This window comes from Lysobacter sp. yr284, from assembly GCF_900107375.1.
Classification (GTDB): domain Bacteria; phylum Pseudomonadota; class Gammaproteobacteria; order Xanthomonadales; family Xanthomonadaceae; genus Lysobacter.
The window spans coordinates 278,076-293,514 of sequence record NZ_FNPT01000002.1 but is presented as its reverse complement, the minus strand read 5'-3'; the positions used below and the strand labels follow the sequence as shown (position 1 = coordinate 293,514).

Sequence of the window (15,439 nt, the reverse complement as noted above, 5' to 3'; positions counted from 1 at the left end):
TTGGCGGCAAGGTTGATGCGCTTGTGCGGGGCAGCGATGGCGGGCCGGTGTGGCGCCGGTGAAGCTTGGGTGAAGCGCGGTGGCCGGCGCTAGCCGCCGGCGCAGGCCGCGTCCGCGCACACCGCGGCTTCGCCGTAGCGCGCTTGCAGCGGCTTGCCGAGGATGAAGTCGGCCATCAGGCGGAAATAGCCGTCGGGCTGGCGGGTGGAGACACGTTCGCCGTCGGCCGAGGTCTCGAATTCGTACAGGCCGTGCTCGGCGCGCGCGAACAGCGCGCGCGCGATCGGCTTGCCGGCGCGCTGCAAAGCCGCCAGCCGGCGCAGGGTCTCCTGCGGCGGCGCGTCGCGGTCCTGCCCGCCCAGCGCCCACAGCTGCGGCGTGTCGAGCTGTTCCAGCACCGGCATCGGGTCGTAGTGCGCGGGCACGCCGCGGACCAGGCCCGGCGCGTCGCGGCGGATGGTGTCGGCGTCGTTGCCGAGCAGGTACCAGGTGAAATTGCCGCGCACCGACGCGTACCACCGCGCCTGGGCGTACTTCGCCTTGACCGCGGCGAGCGCGTCGTAGCCCTCGGCGAAGCCGCTGTCGATCAGCGTCGCGGTGGCGTCGGCGATCGCCATCGCGCCGGCCATGGCCGCGGCGTCGCCGCCGAATCCGGCGCGGCGCAGGTCGAAGGCGATCGCTTCGCGGTCTTCCTCCAGCGGCGAGACCGCGAGCCCGAAACTGACCACGACGAAATCGACCGGCGCGATCCGCGCCGCCAGCGGCGCGACCCAGCCGCCCTGGCTGCCGCCCTGGTAGCCGACCCGGCCGATGCGCGCGCCGCCGAGGCGGCGCGCCTCGCCCAGGGCGTGGATGGCGTCGGCCGCCAGGGTCAGGTAGTCCTGGGTGTAGCGGCCGCCGGAGGCGCCGGTGCCGCGCTTGTCGTAGACGAAGGTGGCGATGCCGGCGTTGGCGAACTCGCGCTGCAGCGAGTAGCGCTGCAAGGCCGAGTCGTGTTCGGCGCCGTGCACCAGCACCACCAGCGGCACCCGGCCCTCGCCCGGCGGCAGGATCAGGCGGCCGGCGAGTTCCACGCCGCTGCCGCGAAAGCGCGTGTCGCGCTGGATCAGGCGCACGCGCTGTCCCGGCGTGTGGTCGAAGCGCAGGCGGTCGCGCGCGCAATCGAAGCGGACGCGATGGCCGTCGGCGCGCTCGGTCCAGCCCAGGGTGCTGGTCCAGGCGCCGTCCGCGCCGCGCGCGAGCGCGCCGGTGCGGCCGTCGTCGCTGCGCCAGCGCAGTCGGCCTTCGGCGCCGGGGCCGATGTCGAGCGGCCGGCCGTCGGCGAGGCGGTAGCTGCCGATGGCGCAGGCGGCGGCCGCCTTGGATTCGGCCGCGCTCGGATCGGCGGCGCCCGACCGGGCCGCGGCGGCGGCCTGGGTCGCGCACAGCAGCGCGGCGAGGGCCGTCGCGATCCATTGCGCCCGCATCGAGTGCCCTGCTCGTTTCAAATCCGTCGCCTCCGCTTGCCGTGAGCCTGCAGGCTCTCACCGCGGGGATAGCGATGCCATCGGCGCGCGACGGAACCCGGGCTGGGACGACGAAGCCATGCTGGGTCGGGGTGAAGCCGCCGCGTTCGCCGCCGCGAGACATCTCCCTGCGTCATTCCGGCGAAAGCCGGAACCCATCTTTATCCTGCCCCGCCTGGCAGTTCGTTCCATGCCGCAGGCGCGCGAAAGCGAAACGGATTCCGGCGTTCGCCGAAACGACGGTGCGCGGGGACGACAGCGGATGCGGATGCCTGCGCACGCAAACGCGCCGCGCAAGAGTCGCGCCGTTAGCCCGGCACGCTCAAACTCGCCTGCGCCCCGCCGCCCTCGCGGTTGGCCAGCGCCACCTCGCCGGCGTGCAGCGAGGCGACCTCGGCCACGAAGCACAAGCCCAGGCCGCTGCTGCGGCTGCCGCCGGCCGGGCGCGGCAACGAATAGAAGCGCTCGAACACGCGGCCGAGCGCGTAGTCGGGCACGCCCGGCCCGCGGTCGCCGACTTCGATGCGCTGGCGGTCGCCGTCGCGGCGCAGGCGCAACGCGATCTCGCCGCCCGCGGGCGAGAAGTCGGCGGCGTTGTCGATCAGGTTGACCAGCGCCTGGCGCAGCAGGAAGGCGTCGCCCTGCACCGGCGCAAGGTTCGGTTCCAGGTCCAGCAGCAGTTTCGCGCCGCTGTCGCGCAGGCGCTGCGCGCAGTGCCCGGCCGCTTCCTGGGCGATCGCCGCCAGCGCCACCGGCTCGGGCCGCTCCAGGCTCTGGCGGTGTTCGACCGCGGCCAGCGCCAACAGCTTGTCGATCATCTGCGCCAGGCGTTCGGCCTGGGCGCGGATGCTGCCGGCGAAGCGGGCGCGGTCGGCATCGGCCATGCCGCCTTCGCCGGGCGGCGATTCCAGCAGCTCGGCGCTGCCGCGGATCGCCGCCAGCGGGCTCTTCATCTCGTGGGTCAGCGTATGCACGTACTGCTCGACGTACTGCTTGCCCTCCAGGCGCGAGCGCATCGTCTCCAGCGCCCGGCCCAGTTCGCCGAATTCGCCGGCCGCGTCGGGCGCGGTCGCGCGCGCGCCGGCGGTGACCGCGTTGGCGTAGCGGCGCAGCAGCCCGATCTGGCGCGACAGCCACCACGACACGCCGACCCCGACCAGCAACGCCGCACCCATCAGCACGAAGCCCCAGCGCGCGACCACGCCCTGGCTGCGGGCGATGAACGGCGCGATCGCGCTGTTGGGCTTGGCCACGCTGAGCGCGCCGACGATGCGGCCGTCGTCGTCGCGGATCGGCGCGGCCACGTGCATCACCGTGTCGTCGGGATTGCCGGCCGCATCCGGGCTGGAGCGCGCGCCGTAACGGCCGCGCAGGGTGAGATAGACGTCGTTCCAGCGCGAATAATCCTGGCCCACGTCGCGCCCGGAACTGTCGAACACGACGATGCCGCGCGCGTCGGTGACATAGACGCGGTAGCTGGACGAACGCTTGCGGAAGCCCCAGATCGCCGCGCCGACGTCGCGCGCGGACAGCGCGCGCACGCGCTTGGCGAAATCGCCCTGGTCGATGCGCCCGGCCAGGAAATCGTCGGCGGCCAGTTCGGCCAGCACGTTGGCCGTATCGACCAGGGTGTCTTCCATCGCCTGGCGCACGCCGGGCTTGACCTCGGCCACGAACACCCGCGCCAGCAAGGTCGCGGCCAGCGCCACGATCAGGAAATACCCCAGGAAGATCCGCAGCCCGATGCGCATGCGCGGCTCAGCCGTTGTCCAGCGAATAGCCCAGGCCGCGATGGGTGCGGATCGGGTCGGCCTCGGCGTCGACCTCGCGCAGCTTGGCGCGCAGGGTCTTGATGTGGGTGTCGACGGTGCGGTCGCCGCTGTCGAGCGCGTCGCCCCAGACCCGGTCCATCAGCTGCGCGCGCGACAGCACCGCGCCGGGGCGCTGCAGCAGCGCGGCCAGCAGGCCGTATTCGTAGCGGGTCAGGTCCAGCGCCTGGCCGCGGTAGCGGATGCGCTTGCCCTCGGGATCGTGGGCGAAACCGGGCTCGGGGTCGGCCGCGGCCGCAACGCCGGCGCCGCCGTTGCCCACGCCGGCGCGGCGCAGCACCACGCGCACGCGGGTGGCCAGTTCGCGCGGCGAGAACGGCTTGGTGACGTAGTCGTCGGCGCCGATCTCCAGGCCGAGGATGCGGTCGGCCTCGGCGTTCTGCGCGGTCAGGAAGATCACCGGCAGGTCGCGCCCGCGGCGCAACTCGCGGCACAGGGCGAAGCCGCCGATATCGGGCAGGCCGATGTCGAGCACGGCCAGGTCGAACGGCGCGCGCGCGACCTCGCGCAGCGCCTCGCCGCCGGTGAGGCAATGCACCGCCTCGAACCCCTCCGCGCGCAGCGCGTAGAGCACGGTGTCGGCGATGGCGGATTCGTCTTCTACCAGGAGGATGCGCATGGGTTGGAGCAAGGCGATGAAGGCACTCAGGGGGAAAAAGGGCGATGGCGGGGGCGCCGGGCAATGATGCCCGAGCGCGCTCGCGCCGACCGCGGGCGGTCCAGGCGGCATAATGCCCCAATCCGGATCGGCCCCGCCGCCCCGTCTTTCCCTTCATTCCCGGCTCCAGCATGAATTACCGCCACGCCTTCCACGCCGGCAACCACGCCGACGTGCTCAAGCACATCGCCCTGCTCGCCCTGTGCGACGCGCTGACCGCCAAGCCGGCGCCGCTGTTCGCCCTGGACACCCACGCCGGGCGCGGGCTGTACGCGCTGGACGGCAACTCGGCGCAGCGCACCGGCGAGGCCGAGGGCGGCATCGGCCGGCTGCTCGCCGAGGCGCCCAAGCAGCCGCTGATCGGCCGCTACCTGGCCGCGGTGCGCGCCTGCCGCCAGGCCCACGGCGCGGCCGCCTATCCGGGCTCGCCGTGGCTGTTGGCGCACGCGCTGCGCGCCGACGACCGCATCGCCGCCTGCGAACTGCAGCCGGAAGAGGCGGCCCAGCTCAAGCACGCCTTCGCCGGCGACGAACGCATGGCCGCGCACCAGCGCGACGGCTACGCGGCGATGAAGGCGCTGCTGCCGCCGCGCATCGGCGAAACCCGCTACAACCGCGGCCTGGTCCTGATCGACCCGCCGTTCGAGGCGCAACTGGCCGAGTTCGACACCGCCCTGGCCGCGCTGCGCGACGCCCTGGGCCGCTGGCCGCAGGGCGTGTACGCGCTGTGGTACCCGATCAAGCGCCGGCGCGCGCTGCAGCCGTTCTACCGCCGCGCCGCGACCTTGCCGGCGAAGTCGGTCATGACCGCCGAACTGCTGGTGCGCGCCGACGACTCGCCGCTGCGCATGAACGGCAGCGGCCTGCTGGTGCTCAACGCGCCGTGGCATTTCGACCAGCAACTGCAGGCGGTACTGCCGGCGCTGGCGCGCACGCTGGGCGAAAGCGCGGATGCCGGCGGCGCGGTGCAGTGGCTCAAGCAGCCCGAATGAGCGCGACCGGGCCGCGGCGAACGCCCGCCGCGACCTGCGCGCGCTGAGCCGCGCGTCTCGCAGCCGACACCCGTGCCGGCGATGCCGGCGCCGCGCCTACCGGCAGGGCCGCGCTCGCTCGTGGCCCGGCCGCCGCAACCGCGGCTTCGCGCAACCGATCGTCCCCGGCGGCACGCGCGCACCGCCCCGCATCGTCACGCTGCAGCGCAACGAAAATCCCGTCTCCGCCGCGCCGCCGCCCACCCGCGGTTGCACTTGCGCGCGCCCGCGCGGGCGGACTTACGCGCCCCAATGCCGGGTCTAGCCGCGGCGTAGCCACTTTGCGGTAGCGCGCGCCGCGCCCGCCAGCGCACGCCGGCCCGAACGGCGGTTGCCCCGCCCGCATGCGTTGCCGTAAGACCGAAGACGCCCAATGACGGGCCCAGACCAAGGATTCGGCCATGCTCAGGAAGAACCTCACCCTGCTCGCTTTCGCCTTCGCGTTCGCTTTCGGCGCCGGCGCGGCGGCGTTTCCGGTCGCTGCCGCCGGCTGCAATCCTCACGGCGTGCTCGCCTGCGAAGCGGCCTTGCGCAACTGCGTGCGCACCGGCGGCGATCCAGCCGGCTGCTGCTCGGGCTACGAGCGCTGCATGACCGACAACCAGTGCGAACCGGTGTCGTGCGAGGTGTAGCCGCCGCCGGCCGCGCTCAATAGCAGTCCCAGTGGTACGACACGCGGCTGAAATCCGCGCGCGCCAGGTCGGCGGGATCGATGAAGAAATTGGCGATGCCCGAGTCGCCCCACATCATCTCGTCGTCGCTGTCGAGCTGGAACAGCAGCACGCGGCGGTCGCCGGGCGCGCGCGGATCGCTCTGGGTGAAGTGCGGGTGGCCGCCGAGCTTGTGGCCGCCGCGGTCGAGGTAGTCGGCGATCCGCTCGTTGAGGTCCTCGTCGCTGAGGTCCGCGCCGCTGCCGGCCGCCCCGGGATGGTCGCGCAGGTACTGCGCGGCCAGTTCGGACGGATCGCCGCCGAGCGCCTCGCCGATGCCGACGTCGCTGGCGCCGATGCTTTCGTAATCGCTGGAGAACCTCATCCGCCGCGGCTTGGACGGGTCGAACGGCAGCCGGTCGGGCTGCGCGCCCGCCGGCGTCGCCACGTCGGGCGAGGCGGCGTCGGCCCAGTACACCACGCGGAATCCCGTCTGCCGGGCCAGCGCGCGCATGCGGTCGCCGCGGTCGGCGGCATCGAGCGCGGCGCCGTAGTAGTCGTCGCCGGCGATGAAGAACTGCAGCAGGCCGCGCTCGGGATAGCCCGGCATCTTCGGCGCCGCGGCCAAGTCGATCTGCGCCAGCAGGCTCAACGCCCGGCCCTGCGGATCGCGCGGATAGTCGCGGCCGGCGGCCCAGTAGGCACGCCCGCCGACCTTGCTCGCGCGCGGTTCGTCGCCCGCCATCGGCTCCAGCTCGATCCGCACCACCGCACGCTGGCTGCGCTCCAGCGCCAGCGCCGCAGGCGCCAGCGCGGCCTTGGCCAGGCGGTGCTCGTCGCGCGAAGCGCACTTCGGCGCGGTTGGCTCGGTGCTTTCCGCCGCGCCCCCGGACTGCGCTGCTGGCGAGCCGGGCGGGGAGCGAAGGTTCGGGTGCTCCTGCTTCATCCTGCGGTCGAGCAGATACACCGCGCCGCCGGCCACGCCGAGCAGCGCCGCCACGATCGCCGCCGACAGCAGCACCGCCTTGCCGGTATTCATCGCATTCCTCGGTTCGGTCCGGCCCGCGATCGCGGGTCCGGCCGGATTATCGCCGCCCGCGGCGCAGAAACGAAAAGCCCGGCGCAAGGCCGGGCTTTTCGCATGCCGCCGCGGCCTCAGGCCGCCGGCTTGTGGTCTGGCTCGAAGAAGCTCCAGCGCACTTCCGGGAACGCCTGCTTCATCGCCCGCTCGACCGCGTTGATCTGCTCGGTCAGCCCGGACACGCTGTGCTCCTCGCGCATCTGCGCCTGCACCGAAACCATCACCTCGTTGCCCAGCTGCAGGGTGATCAGGCTGATGACCCGGGCGATCTCCGGGCGCGCGTCGAGGAACTCGCGGATCTGCTGCTGGCGCAGCGGGTCCACGCTTTGGCCGATCAGCATCGCCTTGACCTCGATGGCGACGAACACCGCCACGATGATCAGCAGCGCGCCGATGCACACCGTGCCGACGGCGTCCCAGATCGGGTTGCCGGTGACCACGGTCAGCATCACCGCGATCAGCGCCAGCACCAGGCCCAGCAGCGCGGCCAGGTCTTCGCCGAAGATCACCACCAGTTCGGCCTGGCGGCTCTCGCGGAACCACTGCCACAGCGAACGCTGGCCGCGCGCCTTGGACACTTCCTGCAGGCAGGCGCGCATCGAAATGCCTTCGGCGACGATGCCGAACACCAGCACGCCGGCCGCCCACCACCACTGCTTCAGCGGCTCGGGGTGCTGCAGTTTGTGGATGCCTTCGTACAGCGAGAACATGCCGCCGACGGTGAACAGCATCACCGCGACCAGGAACGACCAGAAGTAGATCGCCTTGCCGTAGCCCAGCGGATAGTCCGGCGATGGCGGGCGCTTGGCCTGCTTGAGGCCGAGGATCAGCAGGCCCTGGTTGCCGCAGTCGGCGAGCGAGTGGACGGTCTCGGCCAGCATCGCGCTGGAGCCGGTGAAGAACGCGGCCACGCCCTTGGCGACCGCGATCGCGAAATTGGCGCCGAGCGCGAACAAGATCGCGCGGGTCGAATCACCACCACCTGCCATGACTGAACTGCTCCTTGGGTCCGAGGCGGCGGAGTCTAGCATTGCCGATGCTGGCGGTTGAGTGGCCGAGGCATGGCCTGCGCGGGCGCGTGCGCAGCAGGCGCAAGCGATGCGCGCGGGCGGCGTGTGCGGCGGCGCGCGCGTTCGCGGGATCGGGGCTGGGGTCGGTCGATCGATGCGGCCGCTGCGTCCTACCGATGCGGCGAAGGCTCGGGCGGCCTGCAGGTCGTGCCGCGACGACCCCCTGGATTCCCGCCTTCGCCGGAATGAGGTTGTGCAGGCGTTCGGCGTCAAGCCAACGCCGTCGTTCCCGCACGGCTACAGCTAAAGCAATCCACAGCCGTCGGCACCCTGCCCCGGCGCGCGCTGCATCAAACCGTGGGAGGGCCGTCAGGCCCGATGCTCTTCTCTCAGGCCCCGGGAATCAGGCCCGGGCCGCCCCACCGAACGCATCGCCCCATCCCCCGACTCACCCCGCCACCACTGCCACGGTGCCGGCCGCCCTTCCGCCGCCACTTCGCCCGGCACCGGCACCACGCCCGTCGGGCGGGCATTGCCAGCCCGCTTTCACGCGGCCATCATGCAGGAACCGATCGCCGCCGTTCAGCGACCGCCGTACCCGCAAACCGCTGTAACGGCCCGGCAGGGCCCACCCTTCACCTTGCCGGACGCGCATTCAGGCTGTTCAGCGTCGCTGGGGTCCCGGCATGAGGCCGCGATCCGGATGAAGGGCCAAGTTCGTCACAATGTGCCACTATCCGCCCATGGCCACGCGTGAACGTCTACCGCCCTGGCATGAACGCCAGCGTCTTCCCAACGGGCGCGAGGTCCTGATCCGCCCGGTCAGGCCCGAGGATGCCGAGCCTCTGCGCGCCGGATTCACCCTGCTCCAGCCCGACGAAGTGCGGCAGCGCTTCCTGTACGCGCTCAAGGAGCTGACCCCCGAGATGGCCGAGCGCTTCACCCGGGTCGATCCGCGCACCGAGTTCGCCCTGGTCGCGGCCGAGCCGATGCCGCCGGGCGAGGCCCTGGTCGGCGCGGTGGCGCGGGTCGCCATCGACGAGCGCACCCAGGACGCCGAGTTCGCGATCCTGGTCAGCCGCTACATCGCCAACATGGGCCTGGGCCGCTACCTGATGACCCGGCTGGTGAAGTGGGCGCGCGGCAAGAAGGTCCACCGGCTCTACGGCGACGTGTTCGAGCACAACACGCCGATGCTGTCGCTGGCCCAGTCGCTGGGCTTCGAGCGCGAGTTCCACCAGGATTCGCCGGGCCTGATCCGGGTCTCGCTGGACCTGCGCAACAAGCCCGCCCCGGCCGAAGGCGGCGCCGGCGCCTGATGCGCGCCGTCGTGTGGAGCGCGCGGTCGCGGATCGCGCCGCTCTTGGGATCGTGTCGTCCCGACCGTCCCGTCTCGAGGGCCGCGTCGCCGTGGCCTGAACCCGCAACCGCCGCGCCCCGGCGCACACCCCAACGCCCCGATCCGCGCCGTCCGCCGCCGCGCGCGGCGACGGCGGACGGACGCGGGTTCATTGCGCTATCGGCGCCGGCGCATCAGAACGGCATCGGCACGTTGCCGACGTCGTCGCACATGACCGTGGTGTTGTCCGAGAACGGGCCGTACTGGCCGATCAGCTGGCCGTTGGCCCCGGGGCAATCGCCGTACATGCTGACCCCGACCAACTGGGTGCGCGCGGCGTCGTTGTAGTAGCTGGTGACCGAAACCGGGCTCGGCGGGTTGGGACCGACGGCCCAGGCCGAGGCGGACACGGCCGCGGCGGCGAGCAGCACGGCGATGCGGGAACGATTCGACATGCGGGATTTCCTCCTTGAACGATGGGTGGGCAGGCCGGTATAGCGCGCCGGCGTCCGCGCTTCCGCGACCGTGCGCGCAAAGCGCGCGCACGCCGGCGCGGCCGCGCGGACCGGGGCTGGCGACGCAACCGGACCGCCGTCTTGGCGGACCGACTGCGAATGCGCGGGCCGCGACCGGGCCGCGGCCCGCGCAGGCGGCTCAGTTCTGGCCGCAGGACACGTACTTGTAGGTGAAGCGCGAGGTGGTCACGCCGGAGTTGTGCGGCTGCGGGCCCGGGCAGCCGCCCTGGTAACGCATGCCGACCACGATGTCCTGGCCGCTCTCGTCCTTGGCGTAGTAGGTGTAGATCAACCAGCCGCCGCCGTTGGGCGGGGGCACCGGCAGCGCCAGGCTGCTCAACGAAAACACACAGCCGGCCAGGATCAGCGCGGCGAGGGCGGCGCGCCGCAGCGCGCGAGGGCGGTTCTTCCTTTGCATGTCTTGCCTCCTTGAGGTCCGTCGGGATGGTGCGTCTGTCCGTGGAGTCGCCTGCGCGGCCGCGCGAACGGCCGCTCGCGCAGGCTAGCACTGGCGCTTGCGCGCGCTGCGACCGTACATCCGCTGCCGCCGACGCGGCCGCCGCGCGGGCTCACAAAAGTCACCGGCCGTGCATGACCGGCCGCAGCAGCCAGCCGCGCCGGCGCGCGCTACGCTTGTTTCGGCGTCGTTCGCCCCCAGTTCCAACCCCGTTTCCGCCCCCACGCCGGCGCCGGCCGCGGCCGGGGTGACGGCCCCTTCCGCTGCGGCTAACCTAGCCGCCCCCAGCGAACTCCTCCGCACGTGCCCGCTCTTCTGCCCAAGACCGGCCAGCAGCGCGCCTGGTGGCGCGCGCCGGCCTCGCCCTCCGCGCTGGCCTGGGCGATCGCCCGCGCCGCCGCCGAACACGACGCCCCGCTGCTGGCGATCGCCCGCGACAACCACGGCGCGCACCAGCTCGAAGCCGACCTGCGCACCCTGCTCGGCGCCGCCGGCGGCCACGACGGCGCGCTGCCGGTGCTGCCGTTCCCGGATTGGGAAACGCTGCCCTACGACGTCTTCAGCCCGCATCCGGACATCGTGTCCCAGCGCCTGTCCGCGCTGCACCGCCTGCCTTCGCTCAAGCGCGGCATCGTGGTGGTGCCGGTGCAGACGCTGCTGCAACGGCTGGCGCCGCTGCGCCACGTGGTCGGCGGCAGCTTCGACGTGCGCGTCGGCCAGCGCCTGGACCTGGACGGGGAAAAGCGCCGGCTCGAATCGGCCGGCTACCGGCACGTGCCGCAGGTGCTCGATCCCGGCGATTTCGCCGTGCGCGGCGGCCTGCTCGACGTCTACCCGATGGGCGCGGATTCGCCGTTCCGGGTCGAGCTGCTCGACGACGAGATCGAGACCATCCGCGCGTTCGATCCCGAATCGCAGCGCTCGCTCGACAAGATCCAGCGCGTGCACCTGCTGCCGGGCCGCGAAGTGCCGCTGGACGAGGCCTCGCTCAAGCGCGCGCTGGACGCGCTGCGCGAACGCTTCGACCTCGACACCCGCCGCAGCGCGCTGTACCAGGACCTCAAGGCCGGTCTGGCGCCGTCGGGCATCGAGTACTACCTGCCGCTGTTCTTCGAACAGACCGCGACCTTGTTCGACTATCTTTCCGCCGACGCGCTGCCGGTGATCGCCGACGGCGCGCTGGAAGCCGCCGACGCGTTCTGGACCCAGACCGGCCAGCGCTACGAACAGCGGCGCCACGACATCGAACGCCCGCTGTTGCCGCCGGACCAGCTCTACCTCAGCCCGGTCGGCCTGCGCGAGCGGCTCAACCAGGGCGCGCGCATCGAACTGTGCGGCGAGCAGCACCCGCAGCGTTCGCGCGCGCTCGCGCTCGGCGACCAGCCGGCGCCGAGCCTGCCGGTGGCCGCGCGCGACGCCGCGCCGGCCGAAGCGCTCAAGTCGTTCCTGGGCCACTACCCCGGCCGCGTGCTGGTCGCCGCCGACAGCGCCGGCCGCCGCGAGGCGCTGCTGGAAGTGCTGCAATCGGCCGGCCTGCGCCCGCAAGTGGTCGCCGACTGGAGCGCGTTCGAGTCCGGCGATGCGCGCTTCGCCATCGCGGTGGCGCCGCTGGACGACGGCTTCGCCACCGACGATCCGGCGCTGGCGGTGCTGACCGAACGCCAGCTGTTCCCCGAGCGCGCCTCGCAGCCGCGCCGGCGCAAGCGCGCCGGGCGCGAGCCCGAGGCGATCATCCGCGACCTGGGTGAGCTGTCCGAGGGCGCGCCGATCGTGCACGAGGACCACGGCGTCGGCCGTTACCGCGGCCTGATCGTGCTCGAAGCCGGCGGCCAGCCCGGCGAATACCTGGAAATCGAATACGCCAAGGGCGACCGGCTGTACGTGCCGGTCGCGCAGTTGCACCTGATCAGCCGCTATTCCGGCGCGTCGGTGGAAACCGCGCCGCTGCATTCGCTGGGCGGCGAGCAATGGACCAAGGCCAAGCGCAAGGCCGCGGAGAAAGTCCGCGACGTCGCCGCCGAACTGCTGGAGATCCAGGCCAAGCGCCAGGCCCGCGCCGGCCTCGCGCTGGACGTCGACCGGGCCATGTACGAACCCTTCGCCGCGGCGTTCCCGTTCGAGGAAACGCCCGACCAGCATTCCTCGATCGAGGCGGTGATCCGCGATCTCGGCAGCAGCCAGCCGATGGACCGCGTGGTCTGCGGCGACGTCGGCTTCGGCAAGACCGAAGTCGCGGTGCGCGCGGCGTTCGTCGCCGCCGCCGCCGGCAAGCAGGTCGCGGTGCTGGTGCCGACCACGCTGCTGGCCGAACAGCACTACCGCAATTTCCGCGACCGCTTCGCCGATTGGCCGCTCAAGGTCGAGGTGCTGTCGCGCTTCAAGACCGGCAAGGAGATCAAGGCCGAGCTGGAGAAGCTGACCGAAGGCAAGATCGACGTGGTCGTCGGCACCCATCGCCTGTTGCAGAGCGACGTGCGCTTCAAGGACCTGGGCCTGGTCATCGTCGACGAAGAGCAGCGCTTCGGCGTGCGCCAGAAGGAAGCGCTGAAGGCGCTGCGCGCCAACGTGCACCTGCTGACGCTGACCGCCACACCGATCCCGCGCACGCTCAACATGGCCATGGCCGGCCTGCGCGACCTCAGCATCATCGCCACCCCGCCGGCGCACCGGCTGGCGGTGCAGACCTTCGTCGTGCCGTGGGACGACATGCAATTGCGCGAGGCGTTCCAGCGCGAGCTCTCGCGCGGCGGCCAGGTCTATTTCCTGCACAACGACGTGGAAAGCATCGGCCGGATGAAGCGCCAGCTCGAAGAACTGGTGCCGGAAGCGCGCATCGGCATCGCCCACGGCCAGATGGCCGAGCGCGAGCTGGAGAGCGTGATGCTCGACTTCCACAAGCAGCGCTTCAACGTGCTGCTGTGCACGACCATCATCGAGTCGGGCATCGACATCCCCAACGCCAACACCATCATCATGAACCGTGCCGACAAGTTCGGCCTGGCCCAGCTGCACCAACTGCGCGGCCGCGTCGGCCGTTCGCACCATCGCGCCTACGCCTACCTGGTGATCCCCGACCAGCGCTCGATCACCGCCGACGCGCAAAAGCGCCTGGAAGCGATCGCCTCGATGGACGAACTCGGCGCCGGCTTCACCCTGGCCACCCACGACCTGGAAATCCGCGGCGCCGGCGAACTGCTCGGCGAGGACCAGAGCGGGCAGATGGCCGAGGTCGGTTTCAGCCTGTACACCGAACTGCTGGAGCGCGCGGTGCGCTCGATCCGCCAGGGCAAGCTGCCGGACGTGGACTCCACCGACGCGCGCGGCGCCGAAGTCGAGCTGCACATCCCGGCGCTGATCCCCGAGGATTACCTGCCCGACGTGCACACCCGCCTGACCCTTTACAAGCGCGTCAGCGGCGCGCGCAGCAGCGAGGAACTGCGCGAACTGCAGGTCGAGATGATCGACCGCTTCGGCCTGCTGCCGGATGCGGCCAAGCACCTGTTCGCGGTGGCCGAACTCAAGCTCGGCGCGACCGCGCTGGGCATCCGCAAGCTCGACCTCGGCGACAAGGGCGGGCGCCTGCAATTCGTCGAACGGCCGAACGTGGACCCCTTGTCGATCATCAAGATGATCCAGGGCCAGCCCAAGCTCTACCATATGGACGGGCCGGACAAGCTGCGGATCAAGCTCGAACTGCCCGACGCGCCGGCGCGGCTGGCGGCGGCGAAGGGATTGCTGACCCTGCTCGATACCAAGCACTGAGCGTCCCGGGATTCCCGGGCCTTGGGCCCATGCAGTTCGGCGGCGGCGACGTCCGCATCCGGCGACATCGCGCCTACGCCGCGACCGGCCGCTGCGCGGTCGCGGCTCGCGCCGCTCCTACAGGCAGCGCAGGCCGCTTCGCCGCGACCGGCGCGCAACAGCGGCAAGCCCCTGCAGGAGCGGCGCAAGCCGCGACCGCGCACCTGCGACGCCAGCGCCCTGCGCTCACTCGCAAAGCGAACAAGCACGCTCCTCCTGTAGCAGCGGCGCAAGCCGCGACCGCGACACCGCACCTGCGACGCCAGCGATCGCAACCCACAGTACAAAAAGCACTGTCGCCGATCCGCCCCATTGCCTAGCCTGCGCGCCTCCCATCCCGAGCCCCGCGCATGCTCCGCACCTCGCTCACGCTCGCCACCCTGCTGCTCGCCGCCATGCCCACCCACGCCGCGCCACCGCTGAAGACCCAACTGCCGCAGCGCACCGTCCTCAACCTCGCCGCCGCCGAGCGCATCGCCGCGGCGGCCGCGGCCCACGCCCGCGCGCAGGGCTTGTCGGTCTCCATCGCCATCGTCGACGAAGCCGGCCGCCTGCTGCACTTCCAGCGCATGGACGGCACCCCCAATTCCAGCGTCGAGGTCGCCATCGGCAAGGCCGTGCACGCGGCCGACTATCGCCGCGACAGCGGCTTCCACCAGAAGCTGCTCGAAGACGGCAACCACGTCGTGCTCGCCCTGCCGCGCTCGCTGCCGATCGAAGGCGGCGTGCGCCTGCTGCTGGACGGGCAAACCATCGGCGGCATCGGCGTGTCCGGCGCGCAGGCGGCGCAGGACGGGCAGATCGCCCAGGCCGGCGCCGACCTGCTGAAGTAAGCTGCGCGCTCGCGCACACCCACGGAGCCGACATGCCTCCCATCGCAGCCCTGGTTTCGGCCCTGGCGGCCGCCGCGGTCCTCGCCGGCTGCGCCAGCGCGCCGGCCGCCGCGCCGGCGCAACCCGCCGCCCGCTACATCGTCGTGCGGCATGCGGAAAAAGCCAGCGACGATCCGCGCGATCCCGATCTGTCCGCCGCCGGCCGCGAGCGCGCCGGGCGCCTGGCGCAACGCCTGCGCGAAGAGCCGTTGCGTGCGGTCTACGTCACCGCCTACCGGCGCACCCTGCAGACCGGCGAGCCGGCCGCGCGCGGGCACGGCCTGCGCCCTATCGTCTACGACGCCAAGTCGCCGGCCGCGGACTTCGCCGCGCAGTTACGCCGCGAGCGCCCGGCCGGCGCCACCCTCGTGGTCGGCCACAGCAACACCGCGCCCGACATCGCCGCGGCGCTGTGCGCCTGCGCGGTCGAGCCGATGCCCGACAGCGAATACGACCGGCGCATGATCGTCGACATCGACGCGCACGGCCGCGCCGCGCTGCGGATCGAACGCGACCGCTGAACGCGGCCGCCGGCCGCGCGCGGAAGCGGCGGACCGCTGCGCCGGCGCGATGCCCACCCGCATCGGCGCGCACGCGCGAAAGTGATCGCGTACGCAAGCGCGTCGTCCGCGGCTGGACGCCGCGGTGCGGATCGCCGAGGATCGGGCGCGACCGCCCGTCCCGCGCCGCT

Annotated in this window: 13 protein-coding genes; 6 read left to right on the top strand and 7 right to left on the bottom strand. The window is 72.3% G+C overall.

What is annotated here, in order from left to right; all coding sequences use genetic code 11:
• Positions 1-89 precede the first annotated feature (89 nt).
• The 3 genes from BLV01_RS06375 to creB all read right to left on the bottom strand — a co-directional run bounded on the left by BLV01_RS06375 (position 90) and on the right by creB (position 3,953).
• Positions 90-1,466: an alpha/beta hydrolase family protein gene (locus BLV01_RS06375; protein ID WP_091795549.1), complete on the bottom strand. Its 1,377-nt coding sequence runs from the start codon at positions 1,464-1,466 to the stop codon at positions 90-92.
• Between the two features lie 347 nt (positions 1,467-1,813).
• Positions 1,814-3,256, bottom strand: coding sequence for a two-component system sensor histidine kinase CreC (gene creC / locus BLV01_RS06370; protein WP_091795545.1), 1,443 nt, complete (start codon positions 3,254-3,256; stop codon positions 1,814-1,816).
• Positions 3,257-3,263: 7 nt separating this feature from the next.
• Entirely contained in the window at positions 3,264-3,953 is a 690-nt protein-coding gene (gene creB, locus BLV01_RS06365) for a two-component system response regulator CreB (protein ID WP_254782529.1), read from the bottom strand.
• A 170-nt stretch (positions 3,954-4,123) separates the two neighbouring features.
• Between creB and rlmJ the strand changes: the two genes are divergently transcribed.
• Together rlmJ and BLV01_RS06355 are read left to right on the top strand one after the other, a co-directional pair.
• The gene (rlmJ, locus tag BLV01_RS06360) at positions 4,124-4,984 is read left to right on the top strand and encodes a 23S rRNA (adenine(2030)-N(6))-methyltransferase RlmJ (RefSeq protein WP_091795539.1); all 861 of its coding nucleotides are present in this window, start codon (positions 4,124-4,126) and stop codon (positions 4,982-4,984) included.
• 440 nt (positions 4,985-5,424) lie between these two features.
• Positions 5,425-5,655, top strand: coding sequence for a hypothetical protein (locus tag BLV01_RS06355; protein WP_091795536.1), 231 nt, complete (start codon positions 5,425-5,427; stop codon positions 5,653-5,655).
• Between the two features lie 16 nt (positions 5,656-5,671).
• On the opposite strand, the gene BLV01_RS06350 is transcribed toward BLV01_RS06355, so the two are convergent.
• The gene (locus BLV01_RS06350; protein WP_091795533.1) at positions 5,672-6,712 is read right to left on the bottom strand and encodes a YwqG family protein; all 1,041 of its coding nucleotides are present in this window, start codon (positions 6,710-6,712) and stop codon (positions 5,672-5,674) included.
• Between the two features lie 116 nt (positions 6,713-6,828).
• On the bottom strand, positions 6,829-7,743 hold the full coding sequence (locus BLV01_RS06345; protein ID WP_091795530.1) for a cation diffusion facilitator family transporter: 915 nt from the start codon (positions 7,741-7,743) through the stop codon (positions 6,829-6,831).
• A 764-nt stretch (positions 7,744-8,507) separates the two neighbouring features.
• Here BLV01_RS06345 and BLV01_RS06340 point away from each other — a divergent pair.
• Entirely contained in the window at positions 8,508-9,083 is a 576-nt protein-coding gene (locus BLV01_RS06340) for a GNAT family N-acetyltransferase (RefSeq protein ID WP_091795527.1), read from the top strand.
• 214 nt (positions 9,084-9,297) lie between these two features.
• On the opposite strand, the gene BLV01_RS06335 is transcribed toward BLV01_RS06340, so the two are convergent.
• Both BLV01_RS06335 and BLV01_RS06330 read right to left on the bottom strand, forming a co-directional pair.
• Entirely contained in the window at positions 9,298-9,558 is a 261-nt protein-coding gene (locus BLV01_RS06335) for a hypothetical protein (protein ID WP_091795524.1), read from the bottom strand.
• Positions 9,559-9,757: 199 nt separating this feature from the next.
• Positions 9,758-10,036 carry a hypothetical protein gene (locus BLV01_RS06330; protein ID WP_091795521.1) on the bottom strand — a complete coding sequence of 93 codons (279 nt, stop codon included), beginning with the start codon at positions 10,034-10,036 and terminating at the stop codon, positions 9,758-9,760.
• 342 nt (positions 10,037-10,378) lie between these two features.
• Here BLV01_RS06330 and mfd point away from each other — a divergent pair, with 342 nt between their 5' ends.
• From mfd to BLV01_RS06315, 3 genes are all read left to right on the top strand, one after another.
• Entirely contained in the window at positions 10,379-13,837 is a 3,459-nt protein-coding gene (mfd, locus tag BLV01_RS06325; protein ID WP_091795518.1) for a transcription-repair coupling factor, read from the top strand.
• A 389-nt stretch (positions 13,838-14,226) separates the two neighbouring features.
• The gene (locus tag BLV01_RS06320; protein WP_091795515.1) at positions 14,227-14,709 is read left to right on the top strand and encodes a GlcG/HbpS family heme-binding protein; all 483 of its coding nucleotides are present in this window, start codon (positions 14,227-14,229) and stop codon (positions 14,707-14,709) included.
• 32 nt (positions 14,710-14,741) lie between these two features.
• Entirely contained in the window at positions 14,742-15,269 is a 528-nt protein-coding gene (locus BLV01_RS06315) for a SixA phosphatase family protein (protein ID WP_091795511.1), read from the top strand.
• Positions 15,270-15,439: the final 170 nt, after the last annotated feature.